Annotated in this window: 23 protein-coding genes and 1 pseudogene; 10 read left to right on the forward strand and 14 right to left on the reverse strand. The window is 72.7% G+C overall.

The genetic code is table 11. The features are described from left to right. Positions 1 to 121: 121 nt before the first annotated feature. The 10 genes from ACGFR9_RS27945 to ACGFR9_RS27990 all read right to left on the reverse strand — a co-directional run bounded on the left by ACGFR9_RS27945 (position 122) and on the right by ACGFR9_RS27990 (position 4,700). The gene (locus ACGFR9_RS27945) at positions 122 to 631 is read right to left on the reverse strand and encodes a helix-turn-helix domain-containing protein (protein WP_393213516.1); all 510 of its coding nucleotides are present in this window, start codon (positions 629 to 631) and stop codon (positions 122 to 124) included. A 35-nt stretch (positions 632 to 666) separates the two neighbouring features. Further along, the gene (locus ACGFR9_RS27950; RefSeq protein ID WP_393213519.1) at positions 667 to 1,263 is read right to left on the reverse strand and encodes a hypothetical protein; all 597 of its coding nucleotides are present in this window, start codon (positions 1,261 to 1,263) and stop codon (positions 667 to 669) included. Between the two features lie 73 nt (positions 1,264 to 1,336). Further along, positions 1,337 to 1,543 (reverse strand): hypothetical protein, encoded by a 207-nt coding sequence (locus ACGFR9_RS27955; RefSeq protein ID WP_393213522.1) that lies wholly within the window; start codon positions 1,541 to 1,543, stop codon positions 1,337 to 1,339. After that, entirely contained in the window at positions 1,543 to 1,761 is a 219-nt protein-coding gene (locus ACGFR9_RS27960; protein WP_393213525.1) for a hypothetical protein, read from the reverse strand. Before ACGFR9_RS27960 ends, ACGFR9_RS27955 begins: the two co-directional genes overlap by 1 nt. Then, positions 1,758 to 2,225 (reverse strand): LuxR C-terminal-related transcriptional regulator, encoded by a 468-nt coding sequence (locus ACGFR9_RS27965; RefSeq protein ID WP_393213528.1) that lies wholly within the window; start codon positions 2,223 to 2,225, stop codon positions 1,758 to 1,760. The genes ACGFR9_RS27960 and ACGFR9_RS27965 overlap by 4 nt, the downstream gene beginning before the upstream one ends. Continuing rightward, positions 2,225 to 2,731, reverse strand: coding sequence for a hypothetical protein (locus ACGFR9_RS27970; protein WP_393213530.1), 507 nt, complete (start codon positions 2,729 to 2,731; stop codon positions 2,225 to 2,227). Before ACGFR9_RS27970 ends, ACGFR9_RS27965 begins: the two co-directional genes overlap by 1 nt. Further along, entirely contained in the window at positions 2,728 to 3,348 is a 621-nt protein-coding gene (locus ACGFR9_RS27975; protein WP_393213533.1) for a hypothetical protein, read from the reverse strand. Before ACGFR9_RS27975 ends, ACGFR9_RS27970 begins: the two co-directional genes overlap by 4 nt. Then, positions 3,345 to 4,181: a hypothetical protein gene (locus ACGFR9_RS27980; RefSeq protein ID WP_393213536.1), complete on the reverse strand. Its 837-nt coding sequence runs from the start codon at positions 4,179 to 4,181 to the stop codon at positions 3,345 to 3,347. The genes ACGFR9_RS27975 and ACGFR9_RS27980 overlap by 4 nt, the downstream gene beginning before the upstream one ends. Positions 4,182 to 4,269: 88 nt before the next feature. Beyond that, entirely contained in the window at positions 4,270 to 4,455 is a 186-nt protein-coding gene (locus ACGFR9_RS27985; RefSeq protein WP_393213539.1) for a hypothetical protein, read from the reverse strand. Beyond that, positions 4,452 to 4,700, reverse strand: coding sequence for a helix-turn-helix domain-containing protein (locus tag ACGFR9_RS27990; protein WP_393213542.1), 249 nt, complete (start codon positions 4,698 to 4,700; stop codon positions 4,452 to 4,454). Before ACGFR9_RS27990 ends, ACGFR9_RS27985 begins: the two co-directional genes overlap by 4 nt. Positions 4,701 to 4,845: 145 nt before the next feature. Here ACGFR9_RS27990 and ACGFR9_RS27995 point away from each other — a divergent pair, with 145 nt between their 5' ends. Continuing rightward, entirely contained in the window at positions 4,846 to 5,307 is a 462-nt protein-coding gene (locus ACGFR9_RS27995; protein ID WP_393213544.1) for a hypothetical protein, read from the forward strand. A gap of 422 nt (positions 5,308 to 5,729) precedes the next feature. Here ACGFR9_RS27995 and ACGFR9_RS28000 read toward each other — a convergent pair whose 3' ends face one another. Then, entirely contained in the window at positions 5,730 to 7,241 is a 1,512-nt protein-coding gene (locus ACGFR9_RS28000) for a recombinase family protein (RefSeq protein WP_393213547.1), read from the reverse strand. Between the two features lie 41 nt (positions 7,242 to 7,282). Here ACGFR9_RS28000 and ACGFR9_RS28005 point away from each other — a divergent pair. Then, a pseudogene (locus ACGFR9_RS28005) lies at positions 7,283 to 7,801 on the forward strand (phenylacetate--CoA ligase); the annotation flags it as partial. 15 nt (positions 7,802 to 7,816) lie between these two features. Here the strand turns inward: ACGFR9_RS28005 and ACGFR9_RS28010 are convergent. The 3 genes from ACGFR9_RS28010 to ACGFR9_RS28020 all read right to left on the reverse strand — a co-directional run bounded on the left by ACGFR9_RS28010 (position 7,817) and on the right by ACGFR9_RS28020 (position 10,461). Further along, the gene (locus ACGFR9_RS28010; RefSeq protein WP_393213550.1) at positions 7,817 to 8,395 is read right to left on the reverse strand and encodes a TetR/AcrR family transcriptional regulator; all 579 of its coding nucleotides are present in this window, start codon (positions 8,393 to 8,395) and stop codon (positions 7,817 to 7,819) included. Positions 8,396 to 8,472: 77 nt separating this feature from the next. Further along, positions 8,473 to 10,041 carry a phytoene desaturase family protein gene (locus ACGFR9_RS28015; protein ID WP_393213553.1) on the reverse strand — a complete coding sequence of 523 codons (1,569 nt, stop codon included), beginning with the start codon at positions 10,039 to 10,041 and terminating at the stop codon, positions 8,473 to 8,475. Between the two features lie 48 nt (positions 10,042 to 10,089). After that, positions 10,090 to 10,461 (reverse strand): ferredoxin, encoded by a 372-nt coding sequence (locus tag ACGFR9_RS28020; protein ID WP_393213556.1) that lies wholly within the window; start codon positions 10,459 to 10,461, stop codon positions 10,090 to 10,092. 90 nt (positions 10,462 to 10,551) lie between these two features. On the opposite strand from ACGFR9_RS28020, the gene ACGFR9_RS28025 reads away from it, so the two are divergent. The 8 genes from ACGFR9_RS28025 to fdh all read left to right on the forward strand — a co-directional run bounded on the left by ACGFR9_RS28025 (position 10,552) and on the right by fdh (position 19,915). Continuing rightward, entirely contained in the window at positions 10,552 to 10,929 is a 378-nt protein-coding gene (locus ACGFR9_RS28025) for a DUF6479 family protein (RefSeq protein WP_393213776.1), read from the forward strand. Between the two features lie 176 nt (positions 10,930 to 11,105). Beyond that, on the forward strand, positions 11,106 to 11,612 hold the full coding sequence (locus tag ACGFR9_RS28030) for a SigE family RNA polymerase sigma factor (protein WP_393213559.1): 507 nt from the start codon (positions 11,106 to 11,108) through the stop codon (positions 11,610 to 11,612). Between the two features lie 11 nt (positions 11,613 to 11,623). After that, positions 11,624 to 12,097 (forward strand): cellulase, encoded by a 474-nt coding sequence (locus ACGFR9_RS28035; protein ID WP_393213562.1) that lies wholly within the window; start codon positions 11,624 to 11,626, stop codon positions 12,095 to 12,097. A gap of 63 nt (positions 12,098 to 12,160) precedes the next feature. Then, entirely contained in the window at positions 12,161 to 13,444 is a 1,284-nt protein-coding gene (locus ACGFR9_RS28040) for a glycosyltransferase (RefSeq protein WP_393213565.1), read from the forward strand. Next, on the forward strand, positions 13,441 to 14,718 hold the full coding sequence (locus ACGFR9_RS28045) for a hypothetical protein (RefSeq protein ID WP_393213568.1): 1,278 nt from the start codon (positions 13,441 to 13,443) through the stop codon (positions 14,716 to 14,718). The genes ACGFR9_RS28040 and ACGFR9_RS28045 overlap by 4 nt, the downstream gene beginning before the upstream one ends. A 62-nt stretch (positions 14,719 to 14,780) precedes the next feature. Further along, a complete protein-coding gene (locus tag ACGFR9_RS28050) occupies positions 14,781 to 15,647 on the forward strand; it encodes a 4Fe-4S dicluster domain-containing protein (protein WP_393213571.1) in 867 nt (288 codons plus the stop codon). 59 nt (positions 15,648 to 15,706) lie between these two features. Continuing rightward, positions 15,707 to 16,603: an NrfD/PsrC family molybdoenzyme membrane anchor subunit gene (gene nrfD / locus ACGFR9_RS28055; protein WP_393213779.1), complete on the forward strand. Its 897-nt coding sequence runs from the start codon at positions 15,707 to 15,709 to the stop codon at positions 16,601 to 16,603. A 66-nt stretch (positions 16,604 to 16,669) separates the two neighbouring features. Then, the gene (gene fdh, locus ACGFR9_RS28060) at positions 16,670 to 19,915 is read left to right on the forward strand and encodes a formate dehydrogenase (protein ID WP_393213575.1); all 3,246 of its coding nucleotides are present in this window, start codon (positions 16,670 to 16,672) and stop codon (positions 19,913 to 19,915) included.

A 19,915-nucleotide genomic window follows, 5' to 3' on the forward strand; every position in this document is an offset into this window, starting at 1 on the left:
CACGGGTACAGCCGCGCCCGGGTCAGGGAGTGCCGGCCCGTCAGGGCCTGGCACGGCGGGGTCCGCCGGCGGCGGGGGGAGGGCGGCCCGCCCCGGGAGTCGGGCGGGGCGGGCCGCCCGGTCACGGCGCCGGCCGGTCGGCGAGCAGGGCGGCCGGACGCAGGCTCATGCCGGTGACGACGAACGGCCGGCCGGGCTGTAGCTCGCCACGGTCCAGTGCCTGGCGGTAGTGGTGCGCCAGGGCGACGACCGCCTGATGCACCAGCGCCTCGGCCGACTGCCCGGTCTGCGCCAGCACCGCGAGGTCGCGGCGCAGCGCGCGCCACTGGCTCACGTCGATCCCGGCCAGCGGATCAGCCACCCGGCGCGGCAGTTCCACCGGTGGCGCAGCCTGCGCCATGGTGTCCGCGGCGGTGGCGCACGGCGGCGCAGGCTCGGCGCTGACCTGCGGCGCAGTGTGCGCCACCTGGTCCGCGTTTGATGCGTCTGCCCGGCTGGCCGGTGGCGCAGGCTGCGCCACCTCGGCGTCGAGCGCTTCCAGGTCGCGGCGCACCGTGTCCTTGGAGATGCCAAGGCGCTGCGCCATGTCGCGGTGGCTCAGGTCCGGCTCGCCCTGGCGCAGCTGCGCCACCCTCGCGCGGCGCAGATCCCGCGCCGTCGCCGGCGTCACCGCGTACCGCCGGTGTGGACGGGGCGGCCATCGCGGATCACGGTGAGCCGGTGCGGACCCGCCTCGAACCACAGGTCCGACAGCGGGTCGGGGTCGTCCTCGACGGTGAAGCAGCCGACCATGCCGTCGAGGAACTCGGTGTCCTCGGGCAGGCTGTGGCACAGCAGCTTCATGGACAGGAAGCCATGGGCGCCGGCCGTGAGGAGGTACGTCTCACCGAAGGCGGCCATGCTGCCGACCGGCTCGAAGTGGACGTGGACCAGGTCGCCCGGGCGGGCCGGGTACCAGGGCGCCGACGTCAGAGCGGCACCGGCACCGATCAGAATGTCGAGCTCACCGGGCAGGTCCCGGCTGCGCTTGGCGTCCTCGGCCTGGGCGACCGGGCTCTGCTCGGAGTCAGCTTCGAGCGGAAGCTGCCCGGCGATCTTCAGGGCCAGGACATCGACCTGAATGGCCCACGGCTTGGGACGCTCCGTGGCCCGCGGGTCGAACACGGCGACGGAATGGCCAGTGATCAGGTCGGCGGGGGGCACATCCGGGACGGGCTGCTTGAGAACGCGGGTGATGATCTTCAACGCCTCGGTTCGGCGCATGGGGGTACTCCAGAACGGTGGTTGGTGGCCGGGCGGCGGGACGGGGGGTCAGACACGTCCCGCCGCCCGGGGATCAAGGGGTGCGGCCGGCCTTGATACGGCGGACCGCGGCGGGGACGGCCTCCACCGGGACGGTGATCCGCCAGCCCTCACGGCGCAGGTCCTCCGCCTGGGCGCGGGCGATGCGGTAGATCTCCTCCCGCTCGAGGCGCAGCTCCTGCGAGAGGCGGGCGGCGAGGACATCGATAGCGGCCTCGGTCACGATCCCGATGCGGGTCATCAGTCCTCCGGCGTGCTGGGGCGGGTCAGGGTGCGGGCCATGGCCTTGCGGGCGCGGGCGTAGTCCTGGCGGACGTAGGCCGGGAACCGGCCGGGGATGTGGACCGCCCACCGCTCGGGGATGTGCGGGCGGCGGCCGACGAGGACGTCCGCGACGATCGCGACGGCCCACACGACGGCGGCGAATACGGCGAAGACGAGCAGCAGGATGAGGATCACGGGGTGTCTCCGTCCGGGGCCGGGGTGTCAACGGGGATCCAGCCGGCGGCCACCGCGAGCGCGACGGCCTGGACCATGCCGTGCGCGCCAAGGCGGCGAGCGGCCCGCTGCCGCGCCGACTTGACCGTGTCGGGCGTGACATGCAGGCGGCGGGCGGTGTCCTCGATGGTTTCGCCATGCGCGGCCGCAGCCAGGGCCTCGAGCTGACCGGCCGTCAGAGGGCTGTTCCTCAGCACCTGCAGACGGGCCAGCTCGGACCGCTCGCGCGGCGGGGTGGCGGTGCGCAAGCGGCCGATCTCGGCGAGGAGGCTCTCCCGGATGCGGTCGAGGCGCTGCGCCTCGGCCAGGAGGTGCCGCTCGGCGGGGGTGGCCGGCCGCCACTCCTGCCCCGGCAGCACGCGCGGCAGGCGCAGGCCTGCGTTACGGGCCAGGGCGACGAGGTCGCGGATCAGGGTCGCCGTCATCACCACACCCCGTCCGGCCGGTCCTCAAACCGGCTGATCGCAATGTCGAGATAGACGGCCTCGGACCAGCGGCCGTCGGCCGTCGGCACCCACGGCTCGCCGACGCCGTGCCGCGCGTGGTGCCGGGCGGCGTCGGCCACCAGCTCGGGCGCGGCCAGGGCGTCGACGTCGAGGAGCGCGTACCGCTCGTCGGCGTCGTGGACGGACCAGCCGGTGACGTGCGACCAGGCGATCGTCAGGCCGTACGGGCGGGCGGGGTCGGCCAGGGCGGGAGCTCCCGCCGGCCACACCGCGCGCACGTACAGCTCGGACGCCCCGCTCCGGCCCCGCCGCACCCCGGCCTCGTAGCAGGAGGGCTGCAGGGCGGCGGCGCACAGGGCGTCGTACACGGCGTCCGCGTACGGGAGTTGCGGCAGGACCAGGATGCGGGTGGCGTCGCCCGGGGACAGTCGGCTGCTGTCCTGGGTGCTCTTCCCGACCAGACCGGTCTCGTCGGTGGCTGTCACTGGGCACCGCCCGTCTGCTGCGCGAGCTGGGCGGCGATCCACCGGGCGGCGGCCGCGACCGTGCGGGCGGGCCGGTCCTCGTTCGTGGCACCCCAGTCGAACCGCCGGTACTGCTGGTACTTGCCCGGGGTGGGCAGGGCGCCGGCGTTCCAGATGATGGCGCCGCGCTTGCCGCGGCCCTGGGTGATGACGCCGACGACGTCGGCCTCCGTCACCCGGGTCACGCCCTTGCGGGTCACGACGAAGTCGTACGGCTCGTCGCTGGACAGGCGGCCGAAGTTCAGCCAGGGCTCGCCCGGCCACAGCAGCAGACCGGCCACCGTGCGGGGCGGCTCGCCGTACCCGTACGTGGCGTGTGCGCCCCGGCTGGTCGACGCGTCCTCGCCGCGGATGACGAGGGCGGCCTGGCAGGACCGGCACACGATCCGCACCGTGGTGCGCTCGTACCGGTCGCCGTGCTGGCACTCGTCGTTGGGGCAGGAGTGCGCGCCGCCGCCGAGCCGGTCACGCAGCTCGTCGCGTTCGGTGCGCATGTCCACTGACCAGGCGGGCCGCTTGCAGCCGGCCATGTGCTGGGGTTCCTCCCAGCCCAGGTACGTCTCGAGGACCGAGGTCACAGCTCACCGCCGGTGGTGGTCTCCTCGATGGCGGCGAGCTCCTCGCCCGCGCGGGCGAGCGCGGCGAACACGCACTGCGGGGTGCAGTACCAGCGGGGGCCGCCGTCGATGCCGGCGACCTCGACGCGCGCCCAGCCGAAGACTCCGTTGCTGTCGAGGTGCGCGTCGTCGCTGCCGCAGCCCCGCTCGTGCGGGCAGGGGGCGTGGATGTCGCGGATCACCTCGGCGTCGAGGAGGGAGGCCAGCGCCATGCGGTCCTCGTCGTCGACGACCAGGTCGGCGCGGCCGCCGTACGAGGACTCGCAGTGGATGGTCACCTGCTGCACCCGGTCGGTGTTCTCGGGGACGGAGGGGCTGCGCTTCCAGGTGAGGGTCATCGGGAGTCCGTCGAGGGCGGTGGTGCCGCACTCGGCGGCGGTCGCGACGGCGGAGACGAGCAGCAGGTCGTCGCCGCGGCGGCCCTCGCACAGGCGCAGGACCGCGTCACGGCGGCGGTGGTCGCCGGCCAGTAGCGCGAGCTCGCGGCGGGCGTCGGCCAACTCGGCGCGCACGGCGTCGAGCTCGGCCTGGTCCTCGGCGTGAGCCTGGTCGCGGGCCGCCGTCACGGCGGCCTCGACGCTGGCGGGGTCGAAGAGGATCCCGGCGCGCGTCTCGGCGGCGGCGAGCTCCTCGCCGGTGGCGGCCCCGTTCTCCTGCATCTCGGCGTCGATCACCGCGGCGGCGGCCTCGGACACCGAGGCCGGGAAGGCCTGGTGCAGGGGCGCCACGGGGTGGGGCTGGGGCGGGAGCTCCGGGGGCAGGGCCCCGGGCTGTGTCTGGGATGATGCGGTCACGGATTCCACTCCTGGGGTTGGTTCGGGTGTGGTGTGCCGAGGGGTCGCGTTCCGGGGTCGAGCCGGGCGCGGCCCCGTCCTTGTGTGGTCAGGCGGCCGTCGGGTGCGCAGTGGTGTCGCTGGTGATGGCTTCGGCGGCGGGGGCGAGGATCGGGCGCAGCGACTCGACGAGTTCGGGCGAGATGCCGACCGTGTCCAGCGCGCGCTGAGCCTGGCCGCGGGCGTCCGCGAGCTCATCCGCGCTGAGGATCCGGCGGCGTTCCTCCCTGGTCACGCCGCGCCCTTGCCCTCTCCACCGCGCCGGTACATCGGCGCGACCTCGGCGGCGTCGATGTCGAGGAGGCGGGCAAGGGTGACGCGCAGCCGCGGCCGGCAACTCGCTACACCGCGTTCGATGCGGCTCAGCTGCGAGTTGTGCACGGGTACGCCAGCGTCGGCGCACTGCGCGGCCAGCTCCTCAAGCGTCAGGCCACGTGCGAGTCGACGACTGCGCACAAGCCCTGTGGGTTTCTGCGTCATGACACCGCAGATTAATGCAGAGCAGCGCCGAAAACAACAGGGTTGCGGCATTCTGTGGTTTGAGCTGGGGCAACAACCCCTGGGCGCCGCGCGCTCCCTGCTGGAAGTTGCGTTAAATTGCGTGATGGACTGACGGAGGGCACACATGGCAGAGCTGGCTGAGCGTCGCGACGCGGCCATGAACCGCCGACGCCTCGACCTCGGGATGACGTGGCGGCAGGTCGCCGCCGCGGCGAACATCTCGTACGAGACGCTGCGCGCGGTGCGCAAGGGCGATACCGCTGGTGGGGAGCTGACGCTCAGCAGCATCGAGAGGGCGCTGCGTTGGGCCCCCGGGGCATTCGCGGCAATCGATGCAGGGTCGGAGCCACGCACCGACACCAGCGCCCCTGACGCCGACCAGGGCGGTCACACGAGAGAGCTCCCCCCGCTCGAGCAGGAACTGGAGCTGGCGCAGCGCCTCCTCGCCGGAACCGTGCGGGAGATGGGCCTGACACCCGAGGAGGCTGACGTGGTGTGGCAGCGAGTCAAGCAAGAACTCGAGAACGCCCACACGACAGGACAGGACGGACCTTCCCGCAGGAAGTGGCGACGGCGCGCCGGATAGTCACGAACTGGTTACGGATCGTTTGATGTTGCACATTTCGTCCACTCCGTAAGCGGAGAGTGGTCCTCCCCCACACATGCACTCTGCACGGACCTTTGGGGAGGTAACGGGTGGCAAATCTTGCTCAGGTGATTGCGGCTGCTGCCGGCGGCGCACTACTCACGATCGCGGCCGTGCTCGGTCTCAGGCTGTATGCCATGCAGCGAAGTTCTGAGCGCCAGAGACGAATCGATTCGGCAGTACAAGCCATCGTCACCGGAGTCGCAGCAATGCGCTCCCAACCACCCGATGCTGTCCCTCAGGCACCGCAGCAGACGGCGGACGTTGTCGACATACACAGCAAGTCACGCCAGAGAACGCTCGTCTCCCGCCCAGGCAGCCGGTCGGACAGGCGCATCGGACCGCCCGCCCGGGCGAGCAGCTCAGGCCCTGCGCGTTGGTGACGCCGGCCTGAAGCCGGGCTCGCCGTGGAACGACAGCGTGACGCGCCCTGGCTCGATGCGCCTCACTCCCGGGGCGCGGGCCGGGAACAGCCGGACGGTCACAACCAGGCGCAGCACCGTTCGTTGCTGGTGCAGCGTCAGCTCGTCGTTCCATATCTGCTCAACGTCGGGACGCGGCCGGCCGAGGAGGCCACGCAGCAGCTGCGGCACGTGTGCCTCCTCAGCCTCCGCACGGGCCCGCTCGATCTGTGGCAGCAGCCCTGCCTCCATATCGGCGAGCGAGTCGACGGACAGCATCATGCCCAGCCCGTCCGGTCTCAGCGACCGCGCCTTTGCCCGGGCGTCATCGAGCTGCTCGTTCAGTGTCTTCAGCCGGATGCGGGCCGCGCGCGCCTTGTCGTCCTTGGGTTTCGGGCGGAACGCGGCGCGGGCCTGCGGAGAGCTGAGCCACTCCAGCACGCCCTCCTCGACGTAGGCCTGCAGCAGGTTGGCCTGGATGCTCAGGTCCTTCTCGTAGCAGCGATATATATTCCGGCCGCGGGTCGTGGGCTCGTGCTTGAGCGTGGCCGGTTCGTGCACGCTGCAGTACGGGATCCCGGAGAGCAGGTACTTGACGGACGTGTCATGCCCCTTGCCCTTCGCGCGGCCAGCGAGCAGCGCCTGCACGGTGGCGAACTGCTCCTCGTCGACGATTCCTTCCCACGTGCCATCCCGCGCGGTGCCGAGGTGTACACGCTTACCGATGTACGCCTTGTTCCGCAGCATGATGTGCACGGTGCGCGCGGACCATGGCTTGCCCAGACGGGTAGTTACCTTCTGGCTGTTGAGCTTGCGCGCGATCGCCGCCAGCGGCACAGCCTCCTCGGCCCACTGAAACATGTCGGCCACGACCTTGACCATTTCCGGATCAGGCACCCGTTCAAGGAGCTCGCCGGTGTCCGGGTCGTAGACGTGCCGGTAGCCCAGCGGTGCCGGACCATGCGGACGGCCCTCCTTGGCCACCCTGCGGGTCGTCCGCAGGTTCCTGTCCCGAATGCCCTCGCTCTCGTCCTCGGCGCTCACGGCATCCATGGCCGTGGCCTTGCGGTCCTCGCGCTTGGACAGGTCGTAGAGCTGGCCGTTGTAGCAGAGCAGCACACCGGCTTCGAGGCAGGCACGGCGCAGCTTCACGTAGACCTCGAGGTCCCGGTAGTACCGGGAGGCCTCCCACGCCACGACGATGCGGCACTCGCCGGCGGCTATCCCCTCGAGCATGGCGTCGAAGTCGTCGCGCTTCTTGCGCGCGTGCCGCGATGCGGAGATCCCCGGGTCTTTGAACTCCCGCTTCACCGGCCAGTTGTACTGATCGCACAGGGAGCGGCCGTCGCCGAGCTGGTCGCCGACCGACCGCGTCTTGCGCTTCGGGTCGTGGGAGTTGCGGCCGTACAGAAAGGCGTCATATGGCGCGAGGTCGGGCCGCACCAGGTGCAGGTACTCCGGGTCGATGGGCATGCTCGCACCCTAGCCATGATGTACGGGTCAAGTGGTAGTTCTGGGAGGACCACTTCTATCCGGAGGTCGTCGATCCGGTCACCGGCGAGGTGCTTCCGGAGGGCGAGCGGGGCGAGCTGGTCTTCACCTCGCTGACCAAGGAGGCGATGCCGGTCGTCCGCTACCGGACGCGGGATCTGACCCGGCTGCTGCCGGGCACCGCGCGGGTGTTCCGGCGGATGGAGAAGGTCACGGGCCGCAGTGACGACATGGTGATCCTGCGCGGGGTGAACCTGTTCCCCACGCAGATCGAGGAGATCGTGCTGCGCACACCGGGCGTGGCGCCGCACTTCCAGCTCCGTCTCACCACGGTGGGCAGGATGGACTCCCTCACCGTCCGCGCGGAGGCGCGTCCCGACGCGGACGCCACGGCGCGTGAGGCGGCAGCCAGGTCGATCGTGGCAGCCGTGAAGGACGGTGTCGGGGTCTCGGCGAACGTGGAGATCGTCGACCCGGAGACCCTGGAGCGCTCGGTGGGCAAGATCCGGCGGATCGTTGACCTGCGCGACAAGCGGGACTGACGGGGTCGCCGTCGGCTACTCGGCGGCCACGATCCGTTCGACCGCCGCCGTCACCAGCCGGTCGCGTTCCTCCGGGGTGAAGACGTCCGGCAGGGTGAGCTGTTCGACGATCAGCCAGTTCAGCGCCATGTAGAGCAGCCGGACGGCCATGGCGTCACCGGGCAGGCCGGAGCCCTCGTGGTAGCGGATGTTGGCGTCGAGGTCGGCCCGGACCCGCTCGGTGAGCACCTTGCGGAGTTCCGGGCGGCGGGTGGCCTCCAGCCGGAGTTCCAGCAGCGCGAGATAGCCGGTGCGGAAGGCGGCGATACGGCCGACCAGTTCCCGCATCAGTCCCGCGTAGACCTCCCGGTCGCGTCCGGCGGCCTGCTGCCGGGCGATGACCGCGTCGTCGGGCCGGAGCCGCTCGTAGACCCGGGCGCCGGCCTGGGTGAGCAGGTCGTCGCGCGAGGTGAAGTAGTTGGAGGCGGTGCCGACGGGGACGGCGGCCCCGGTGTCCACGGCCCGGAAGGTCAGACCGCGGGCGCCCTCCCGGGCCAGTACCTCGATCGCGGCGTCCACCAGGGCGGTCCGCCGCTGCTCGTTCCGTCTCACCACCGACATCACTCCGCCCGTCATCACGATCTGTCACACCACTGCGGGCAGAGTACTACGTCCGGAGTCGTCCGAAGGTGTCAGCTCTCCCCGGCCTCCAGGACCGCCATGGCCGCGTTGTGCCCCGGTACGCCGCTCACCCCGCCGCCGCGCACGGCGCCCGCGCCGCACAGCAGGACGTTGGCGTGCCGGGTCTCCACGCCCCAGCGGCCGGTGCCGTCCTGGGCGTGGGGCCAGGACAGGTCGCGGTGGAAGATGTTGCCGCCGGGCAGGCCGAGGTCGCGTTCCAGGTCCAGCGGGGTCCGGGCCTCCAGGCAGGGGCGGCCGTCGGCGTCGGTGGCCAGGCAGTCGGCGAGGGGCTCGGCGAGGTGGGCGTCGAGCTGGGCGAGCGTCGACTTCAGCAGTTCCTCGCGTACGGCGTCGTTGTCCCGTGCGAACAGCCGGGCGGGGGTGTGCAGTCCGAACAGGGTGAGTGTCTGGTAGCCGCGTGCGGCCAGGTCGGGGCCGAGGATCGTGGGGTCGGTGAGGGAGTGGCAGTAGATCTCCGAGGGCGGGACGGCGGGCAGCTCACCGGCGGCGGCCTGGGCGTGCGCGGCGGCCAGCTGTCCGTATCCCTCGGCGATGTGGAAGGTGCCGGCGAACGCCTCGCGCGGGTCGACGGAGGTGTCGCGCAGCCGAGGCAGCCGTTTGAGCAGCATGTTCACCTTGAGCTGGGCGCCTTCGGCGGGCGGTGGGGGCGTGTCGCCGGTGAGGGCCGCCAGTTCGCGCGGTGAGGCGTTCACCAGGACGTGCCGTGCGGCGGCGACGCCCTCGCCGTCGGCGGTGCGGTGGGTGACCTCGGCGGTACGGCCGTCGGTGTCGATGCGCACCGCGCGGTGACCGGTGGCGATGACCGCGCCGGCCGCGCGGGCGGCGTCGGTGAGGGCGTCGGTGAGGGCGCCCATGCCGCCGACCGGGACGTCCCAGGCGCCGGTGCCACCGCCGATGACGTGGTAGAGGAAGCAGCGGTTCTGTCTGAGGGAGGGGTCGTGGGCGTCGGCGAAGGTGCCGATCAGGGCGTCGGTGAGGACCACGCCGCGCACCAGGTCGTCGGAGAAGCGCTCCTCGACCGCCGCGCCGATGGGTTCCTCGAAGAGGGTGCGCCAGGCCTCGTCGTCGTCGACCGTGCGGCGCAGTCCATCGCGGGTGGGCAGGGGTTCGGTGAGGGTCGGGAAGACGGTGCGGGCGACGCGTCCCGTCATCTCGTAGAAGCGCTGCCAGGCCTCGTACTCGCTGTCGGAGCCGGTGAGCCGGGCGAAGGCCTCGCGGGTGCGCCGCTCACCGCCGCCGACGAGCAGCCCGGTGGGCCGTCCGTCGCGTTCGGCGGGGGTGTACGAGGAGATGGTGCGGGTGCGCAGCCGGAAGTCGAGACCGAGATCCCGGACGATCTTCCGGGGCAGCAGGCTGACCAGGTACGAGTACCGGGAGAGCCGGGCGTCGACGCCGTTGAACGGGCGGGTGGACACCGCCGCCCCGCCGGTGTGGTCCAGCCGCTCGAGGACCAGTACGGAGCGCCCGGCGCGGGCGAGGTAGGCGGCGGCGACGAGACCGTTGTGCCCGCCGCCGACGATGACGGCGTCGTAGGTCCGGGTTCCCTCGGGTGCGGTCATGGTCCTTCGTAGCACGCGCTGATCGGCGGCGGCCAGATGCCGCCCGCCTCAGTCGAGGGTGGCGAGGAACTCCGTGCAGGCCCGTGCGCAGGCACGGCAGGACTCGGCCGTCTGCCCTGCCCCGGAGTGGGTGTCGAAGGCCTGCGCGCTCTCCAGGCACACCTGCCGGCACCACTCCACCTGGACGCGGATGATCTCCTCGTCCACCTGGTTCTGCTCGGACAGCACCCGGCAGGTCGCGTCGCAGACCTCCGCGCACATGATGCCCTTGCGCCGTACGAGTTCCTGGTTCTCTGTGCCGTCGGGGTCCACGAGGCTCGCCCGCGTCGCGCAGTCCCTGGCGCACTCGGTGCATGCCTGGGCGCACGCGAACCGGTCCTCCAGGAACCGGAACAGCTCCTTCTGCGATGTCGTCGTCACACCGCGCGGGTAGCCGCCGGCCCGGCGGCCAAACACGCGCGGCGGGGTGGGCGGGTTCGCGGGCGGGGCCGGGGGTACCCGCGCGCCATGATGAACTCCGCGTGGATGGAAACGGCCGACCTCGCCGCGGGCCGCGGCGCCCTCGGTACCGGGCTGGTGGTGGCGGGACTGGTGGTCCTGGCGCTGCTGATCGGCATGTTCGTCTTCGGCAGCCGCCGGGTCAGGAACAGCACGGTGCGCCGGCCCCGCCCCGAGGAGCAGCCCCGGATGCCCGAGGGCGGCCCGGTCCGGGAGGTGCGGGAGCACCGCGAGGCCGAGGAGGTGCCCCGCGACGGCGAGCGCCGGCTGCCGCACGAGCTCAAGGGGAACGGCACCGTCGGCAGCCGCACCAGCGCCTCGCAGGAGCGGCCCCGCTGGGACGAGGGCGGCAGCGGCGGGTTCGGCAGCGGCGGTCCGGGCCGCCACTGACACTGGGCGCCCCGACGACCGGGTCAGGGGGCGGGTCGTACGTCCGTCGGGGGCGGACGGCCCGCCCCTTTCGCATGTCCGGGGTGAGGTGGATCACAGCGCTTCGGTGCATCGTTTCGCCCTGCCGTGAGTCTTTGTCTGAGGTGTGAGGGCTTTTCGGACACGGGGCGGTGGGGATGGAGCGGTTTCGGGTGGACGGCTTCGACGAGTTCGTCGCCGCCCGCTGGCCGGCGCTGCTCCATGTCGCGCGGCTGCTCACCGGCGGCGACCGGCAGCGCGCCGAGGACCTCGTCCAGGAGGCCCTGGTGAAGCTGTGGTTCGTCTGGCCGAAGATCGCCGAGCAGGCCCCGGAGGCGTATGTGCGCACGGTGCTGGTGCGGATGGCGGCCCGGTCCGCCCGCCGGCGCTGGTGGGGGGAGCGTCCGGTGGGCGAGCTGCCGGACCGGCCCGGACCGGGCGACCTGTCCTCGGCCGTCGCGGAGCGTTCGCGGCTGGAGGCCGCGCTGGCCCAGCTGCCGCCCCGGCAGCGGGCGGCGGTGGTGCTGCGCTACTGCGAGGACCTGCCCGAAAGCCAGGTGGCGCAGGCTCTCGGCTGTCCGGTGGGCACCGCGCGCTCCCACGCTTCGCGCGGTGTGGCGCGGCTGCGGCGGATCCTGTCCGAGACCCTCGGGGCCGTGGGGTGAGGGGAGAGGCCATGGACGACTTCGAGTACGAGCTGACCCGCATGATGCGCGACTCCCGGCAGCCGGATCCCTTCCGGGCCGAGCAGCGGGAGCGCCTGTACGAGGGCATCCGGGTCCGCCGCAGGTCCCGGATGCTGTGGCGGGCGGGCGGCTCCGCGCTGGCGGTGGCCGGGCTGAGCGTCGTACTGGCGCTGCTGCCCGGCACCGACTCCCGGTCCGCGCCCGCCGACCGCGGGCCCCTGCCGGCGACGGGCCCGACGGCGGGGCCCACTCCTCCCCCGGTCCCGCCCTCGCCCACGACGGCCCCGAGCACGTCGGAACCGCCCGCGGGGCCCACCTTCACCACGAGCGCCGGCACCCCCGGATACGCCCCCACGCCGACCTCGCGTCCGCCGGACACCAGCGTGTCCACCACGTCCGCACCGCCGCCCACGCAACCGGCACGGGGGCCCTCCCCCTCTCTCACGGAGGACGGCAGGGGCTAGCCTCTCCTCGCCCGTCCCGGGCCCCGTCATACACATACGCGCCGGAAAGAGACCCCACCCGTCATGAGAACCGCGAGGCGGTCGGCCGCCGCCGACCGCAGCTCGTCCGCAGCGCGGCTGCCGCGCCGGGCGCCGCTGCCCGCGCACCATCAGGAACCCGTCCTGGACGTGGTCGTGCCCGTGTACAACGAGGAGAACGACCTGGAGCCCTGTGTCCGGCGGCTCCACGCGCACCTCGCGGAGACGTTCCCGTACCCGTTCCGGATCACCGTCGCCGACAACGCCAGCACGGACGGCACCCCGGCGATCGCCGAGCGGCTGGCGCGGGAGCTGCCGGCGACGGAGTGGATACGGCTGGCCGAGAAGGGCCGCGGCCGGGCGCTGCACACCGCGTGGTCCCGGTCGTCGGCTCCGGTGCTCGCCTATCTGGACGTGGACCTGTCCACCGATCTGGCGGCCCTGCTGCCGCTGGTGGCGCCGCTGATCTCGGGTCATTCGGACATCGCCATCGGCACCCGGCTGGCCCGTGGCTCGCGGGTGGTGCGCGGCCCGAAGCGCGAGATCATCTCCCGCTGCTACAACGGGCTGCTGCGCGGCACGCTCGCCGTGCGGTTCAGCGACGCGCAGTGCGGTTTCAAGGCGGTACGGCGGGACGTGGCCGAGCGGCTGCTGCCGCTGGTGGAGGACCGGGGGTGGTTCTTCGACACCGAGCTGCTGGTGATCGCCGAGCGGGCCGGGCTGCGCATCCACGAGGTGCCGGTGGACTGGGTGGACGACCCCGACAGCCGGGTCGACATCCTCGCCACGGCGCTGGCGGATCTGCGCGGCATGGCCCGCCTCGGCCGTGCGCTGGCCGGCGGCAGGCTGCCGCTGGCGGCGCTGCGCCGCCCGGAGGAGCTGGACGAGGCGGCCGGGCTGCCGCCCGCGCTGGTCCCCCAGATGCTGCGCTTTGCCGCCGTCGGGGTCGCCAGCACCCTGTTCTACCTGCTTCTCTACAGTCTGCTGCGGCCCGCCGCGGGCGCCCAGACGGCCAACGCGCTCGCCCTCCTCGCCAGCGCCGTCGCCAACACCGCCGCCAACCGGCGGCTCACTTTCGGGGTGCGCGGGCGCGACGGGGTGCTGCGCCATCACCTCAAGGGCCTGGCGGCCTTCCTGGTCGGTCTCACCCTCACCAGCGGTTCGCTGGCGGTGCTGCACCGCACGGCGCCCGACGCCGGGTCCCGGGTGGAGCTTCTGACGCTGATCGCCGCCAACCTCGCCGCGACCCTGCTGCGCTTCCTTCTGCTGCGGGCCTGGGTGTTCCCCGGCCGCCGCTCCCGCCGTACGACAGGATCCTCCGCCTCATGACGACCGTCCCGACCAGCCAGGCCGGACCGGCCCCGACGCCCGTGCCCCGCCCGGACACGGCATCACCGCCGGACACCCCCGGCCTGCGTGAGCGGCTGCGCCGCGCCGCCGCGCACTACGGGCCCGTCCTCGCGGTGTACGGCGTGCTGAAGCTCACCGGCTTCGCCGTCTTCATGTTCCTGCTGGACTCGGCGGGCGACTTCCGCGGGAAGAACCCGCGGTTCGGCGGCGGCGCCCACACCTGGGACGTGCTGGGCAGCTGGGACGGCTGGTGGTACCAGCAGATCGCCCTGCACGGCTACGACCCGGCGCTGGAGCCGATACCCGGCGCCACCGGGCTGATCACCCTCCATGGCAACTCGGCGGCGTTCTTCCCGCTGTACCCGGCGCTGATGCGGATGGTCTCGGAGGTCACCGGGCTCGGCCCGTACGGCGCCGGCATGACCGTGTCGGTCGTGTTCTCGTTCGTCGCGGCGCTCGGCGTCTACGCCGTCACCGCTCATCTCGGCGGGCGCCGGGCCGGTCTGATCGCCGCCGGGCTGTGGGCGGTGTGGCCGGGTTCCGGGGCGGAGTGGGCGGTGTACTCCGAGTCCGTGTACACGGCGCTGGCCGCCTGGGCCTGCTACGCCGTGCTGACCCGCCGCTGGCTCACCGCCGGGGTGCTGACGTTCACCGCCGGGCTGGCCCGGCCCACCGCCGTCACCCTGGTCGCCGCCCTCGCCGTGGCCGGGCTGTTCGCGGTGCTGCGCCGCGAGGAGGGCATTCGCCGCCCGCTGATCGCGGTGGCGATCGCCCCGCTGGGCGTGGCCGGCTATCTGGGCTGGGTGGGCTACCGGATGGGCGACTGGGGCGGCTACAACAAGCTCCAGGACGGCGCCTGGGCCCACAAGTTCGACTGGGGCAGGCACAGCCTCGACGTGCTCACCTCCGTCCCCGTCGGGCGCCACGACTACCGGTTCGCGATGCCGATGGAGGACATGATCGGGGTCGTGGTGGTGCTGCTGGTGCCGGTGCTGACGGTGCTGCTGCTGCGGCTGCGTCCGCCCGCCGTGCTGGTGGTGTACACGGTGCTGTCGTATCTGATGGTGATGGCCACCCAGCAGTACTTCGGCAATGTCTCCCGCTATCTGCTTCCGCTCTTCCCGCTGTTCATCCCGCTCGCCCTGGCCATGCGCCGGCTGAAGTGGCCGTCGCTGGCCACGGTCCTGGGCACGGCGGCCCTGGCCTCCGGTTCGTACGCCGGATACGTGCTGTTCGAACTGGGCGTTCCGTAAAGCGGTCGTTTCGGGCGGGCGGGCCCGGGGCACCCGGGCCCGGCCGAGCAGGAGGTCCCCGTATGACGGACGACATCGCGCGCGCCGCCGGACACACCGATCCGCCGCCGCGCATGGGCTTCTTCACGGACACCTCGGTGTGCATCGGCTGCAAGGCGTGCGAGGTGGCGTGCAAGGAGTGGAACGCCGTCCCCGAGGACGGCCTCGACCTGACCGGCATGTCGTACGACAACACACAGGGCCTCGGCGCGAGCACCTGGCGGCATGTGGCCTTCATCGAGCAGACCGCCCCGCCCGCCGGTCACGAGAACGTGGACGTCTTCGACGCCGCCCGCGGTCTGTCCGGCTCCGACGCGCCCGGCGAGCTGCGCTGGCTGATGTCCTCCGACGTCTGCAAGCACTGCACGCACGCCGCCTGCCTCGACGTGTGCCCGACCGGCTCCCTGTTCCGCACGGAGTTCGGCACGGTCGTCGTGCAGGAGGACATCTGCAACGGCTGCGGCTACTGCGTGCCCGCCTGCCCCTACGGCGTCATCGACCAGCGGCCGGGCGACGGGCGGGCCTGGAAGTGCACCCTGTGCTACGACCGGCTCGGTGAGGGCATGGAACCGGCCTGCGCCAAAGCCTGCCCGACCGAGTCCATCCAGTACGGCCCGCTGGACGAACTGCGGGAGCGCGCGGCGGGCCGGGTGGCGCGACTGCACGCGGCGGGCACGGTGGACGCGCGGCTGTACGGCGAGAACCCGGGTGACGGGGTCGGCGGCGACGGCGCGTTCTTCCTGCTGCTGGACCGGCCGGAGGTGTACGGGCTGCCGCCCGACCCGGTCGTCACCACCCGTGATCTGCCGGCCATGTGGCGGCACGCCGCGGCCGCCGGCGCCTCGCTCGCCGCACTGGCCGTGGCGAGCTTCGTCAGGAGGTCCCGATGAACCGGTCCCGGGAGGGGTTCAAGGGCGGAGGGCGGCGCCGTGGACGCGGCGAGCGGGCCATGGTCCCGGACGCGGAGTTCTCCTCGTACTACGGCCGGCCGATCCTCAAGAAGCCCACCTGGAAGCTGCTGGACGTGGGCGGCTATCTCTTCCTCGGCGGTCTCGCCGGGGCCTCCTCGCTGCTGGCCGCCGGGGCGCAGCTCACCGCGCGGCCGGCGCTGGGCCGGACGGCGAAGGTGGGGGCGGCGGGGGCGATCTCCCTGTCGCTGGCCGCGCTGGTGCACGACCTGGGCCGCCCGGAACGGTTTCTGAACATGCTCCGTGTCATCAAGCCGACGTCGCCGCTGAACCTGGGGTCGTGGCTGCTGGCGGGCTACGCGCCGCTCACGATGGCGGCGGCCGCCGCCGACGTCGCGGGCAGGTACCGGGCGGCCGGGGCCGCCGCGACGGGGTGCGCCGCCGCGCTCGGTCCGGCGGTGGCGACGTACACGGCCGTGCTGCTCGCCGACACGGCCGTACCGTCCTGGCACGCGGGCCACCGTGAGCTGCCGTTCGTGTTCGCCGGTTCCGGCGCCACGGCGGCGGCCGGCTGGGCGCTGCTGGCGGCACCGGTGGACCAGGCCGGTCCGGCACGCCGTATGGCCGTCCTGGGCGCGGTGCTCGAGGTGGGCGCCTTCCGGCTGATGACGGGCCGCATGGGGCTGGTGGCCGAGCCCTACGAGAAGGGCCGGCCGCTTGCGCTGCTGCGCACCGCCGAGGTGCTCACGGCCGGCGGGGCCGCGCTCGCCGCTTGCGCGGGCCGGCGCGGCCGGGCGCTCGCCGCCGTCGCCGGTACGGCCCTGCTGGCCGGCTCGGCGTGTCTGCGGCTCGGTGTGTTCCGGGCCGGGGTGGCCTCGGCAGAGGACCCGAAGTACACGGTCGTACCGCAGCGGGAGCGGCTCGAAGCCGCCGGATGAGGAATGGGCCGCGGGCGGGCGGGTACTCCGCCACCGCCTACGGCACTTCCGGGAAGGGCGGGCGTCATGGGCGTACGCACATGGATCGATTCCTGGCCGGTCTACCGCCAGCTCACGGGCACCGACCCGCTGGGGCGCGGCGCCGCCGCCAGGAGCGGGCCGAGCGAGCGGCTGACGCCCCGGACCGCCACCGCCGACCGGGTGGTGAAGTCGGTCTGCCCCTACTGCGCCGTCGGCTGCGGTCAGAACGTGTACGTGGAGGACGGGCGCGTCACCCAGATCGAGGGCGACCCCGACTCCCCCGTCTCGCGCGGCCGGCTCTGCCCCAAGGGCTCGGCCAGTCTGCAGCTGACCACCGGCAACGCCCGCGAGCAGCAGGTGCTGTACCGGCGCCCGCACGGCACCGGGTGGGAGCGTCTCGCTCTCGGCAAGGCGATGGACATGATCGCCGACCGGGTGATCGAGGCCCGCCGGGCGGGCTGGCAGTGGGAGGTCGACGAGGCGCGCACCCGGCGTACCCTCGGCATCGCGAGCCTGGGCGGGGCCACGCTCGACAACGAGGAGAACTACCTCATCAAGAAGCTGTTCACCGCGCTGGGCGCCGTACAGATCGAGAACCAGGCGCGTATTTGACACTCCTCCACCGTTCCCGGTCTGGGAACCTCGTTCGGACGCGGTGGCGCGACCACCTTCCAGCAGGACCTGCAGCACTCCGACTGCATCGTCATCCAGGGCTCGAACATGGCCGAGTGCCATCCGGTCGGGTTCCAGTGGGTGATGGAGGCGAAGGCGCGCGGGGCGAAGGTGGTGCACGTGGACCCGCGGTTCACCCGCACCAGCGCCCTGGCCGACCTGCATGTGCCGCTGCGGGCCGGGTCGGACATCGCGTTCCTCGGCGGGATCATCCGTCATGTCCTGGAGAACGAGGCGTACTTCCGCGACTATGTGGCCGCGTACACCAACGGGCCGGTGATCCTGCGGGAGGACTTCCGCGACACCGAGGACCTCGACGGCGTCTTCTCGGGGCTGGACGGCGACGGCCGCGCCTACGACCCGAGCAGCTGGCAGTACGAGGGCGTCGACGTCCAGGCGGCCTCGGGACAGCGCGACCAGCTGTTCCAGGAGCGTACGGTCACGGAGGCCGCGCCGGGTGAGTCGCACGGCTCCGGCGGTGCCTCGATCCCGCCGGGCGAGCCGGAACGCGACGAGACGATGACCCACCCGCGCTGTGTGCTGCAGGTCCTCAAACGGCACTACGCCCGCTACACGCCCGAGGCGGTCGAGCGGATCTGCGGGGTCCCCCAGGACGTGTTCCGTCAGGTGTGCGAGCTGGTCACGGAGAACTCCGGGCGGGACCGCACGACCGCGTTCGCGTACGCGGTCGGCTGGACGCAGCACACGGTCGGGGTGCAGTACATCCGGGCGGCGTCCGTGCTGCAGAGCCTGCTGGGCAACATCGGCCGGCCGGGCGGCGGCATCCTCGCGCTGCGCGGGCACGCCTCCATCCAGGGCTCGACGGACATCCCCACACTGTTCAACCTGCTGCCCGGCTACATCCCGATGCCGCACGCGCACGAGCGGCAGGACCTGGACGCCTTCGTCCGGGCCGACGCCTCGGGCAAGGGCTACTGGGGCAATATGCGCGCCTATCTGGTGAGCCTGCTCAAGGCGTACTGGGGCGACGCGGCGAGCGCGGAGAACGACTACTGCTTCGACTATCTGCCACGCCTGACCGGCTCCCATTCGACGTACGAGACGGTCATGGCCCAGCTGGACGGCAGCTGCAAGGGCTACTTCCTCATGGGCGAGAACCCCGCGGTCGGCTCCGCCAACGCCAAGCTGCAGCGGCTGGGCATGGCGAACCTGGACTGGCTCGTCGTACGGGACTTCTCCCTCATCGAGTCGGCCACCTGGTGGCAGGACGGTCCCGAGATCGAGACGGGTGAGCTGCGCACCGAGGACATCGGCACGGAGGTGTTCTTCCTGCCGGCCGCCGCGCACACCGAGAAGGACGGCAGCTTCACCAACACCCAGCGGCTGCTGCAGTGGCACCACCAGGCGGTCGAGCCGGCCGGGGAGGCCCGCAGCGACCTGTGGTTCACCTTCCACCTCGGGCGGATCATCCGGGAGAAGCTCGCCGCGTCCACCGATCCGATGGACCGGCCGCTGCTCGAACTGACGTGGGACTACCCGACGAAGGGCCCGCTCGCCGAGCCGGACGCCGAAGCCGTCCTGGCCGAGATCAACGGTCACGACGCCGACGGCACGCCGCTCGCGGGCTACGAGCAGCTGAAGGACGACGGCTCCACCACCTGCGGCTGCTGGATCTACTGCGGAGTGCGGGCCGACGGTGTCAACCAGGCCGACCGCCGCACCCCCGGCGGCGAACAGAGCTGGGTCGCCCCCGACTGGGGCTGGGCCTGGCCGGCCAACCGGCGGGTGCTGTACAACCGCGCCTCGGCCGACCCGGAGGGCAGGCCGTGGAGTGCGCGCAAGGCGCTGGTGTGGTGGGACGCGGAGGCGGGCGAGTGGACCGGGCACGACGTCCCCGACTTCAGGAAGGACAGGCCACCCGACCACCGTCCGGCCCCGGACGCGACGGGACCGGACGCGCTGTCCGGCACCGACGCGTTCATCATGCAGGCCGACGGCAAGGCGTGGCTGTACGTCCCGTCCGGCCTCACCGACGGACCGCTGCCGACGCACTACGAGCCGCAGGACTCCCCGTTCCCCAATCTGCTGTACGGCCGTCAGCGCAATCCGGTACGGCATCTGCCGCCGCCGCACCCGGACAACCGCTACCAGCCGAGCGCCGGCGAGCCGGGCGCGGAGGTCTTCCCGTACGTCGCCACCACCTACCGGCTGACCGAGCATCACACGGCGGGCGGCATGTCCCGCTGGCAGCCGTATCTGGCGGAGCTGCAGCCGGAGTTCTTCTGCGAGGTGTCACCGGCGCTCGCCGCCGAGCGGGGCCTGGAGCACACCGGCTGGGCGACGATCGTCAGCGCCCGCGCGGTGATCGAGGCCCGGGTGCTGGTCACCGACCGCATGGCGACGCTGACCGTGCAGGGCCGCCCCCTGCACCAGGTGGGGCTGCCCTACCACTGGGGTCCGAACGGCTACAGCACGGGCGACGCGGCCAACGAGCTGCTGCATCTGTCCCTCGACCCCAACACGCACATCCAGGAGGCGAAGGCGTTCGCCGTGGACATCCGGCCGGGGCGGCGTCCGCGCGGCCCGGCGGCCCGGGAGCTGGTGCGCGCCTACCGGGAGCGGGCGGGCATCGACGAGAACACCGGTACGGAGCCCTGA

Source organism: Streptomyces sp. NPDC048584 (assembly GCF_043199595.1).
Classification (GTDB): domain Bacteria; phylum Actinomycetota; class Actinomycetes; order Streptomycetales; family Streptomycetaceae; genus Streptomyces; species Streptomyces edwardsiae.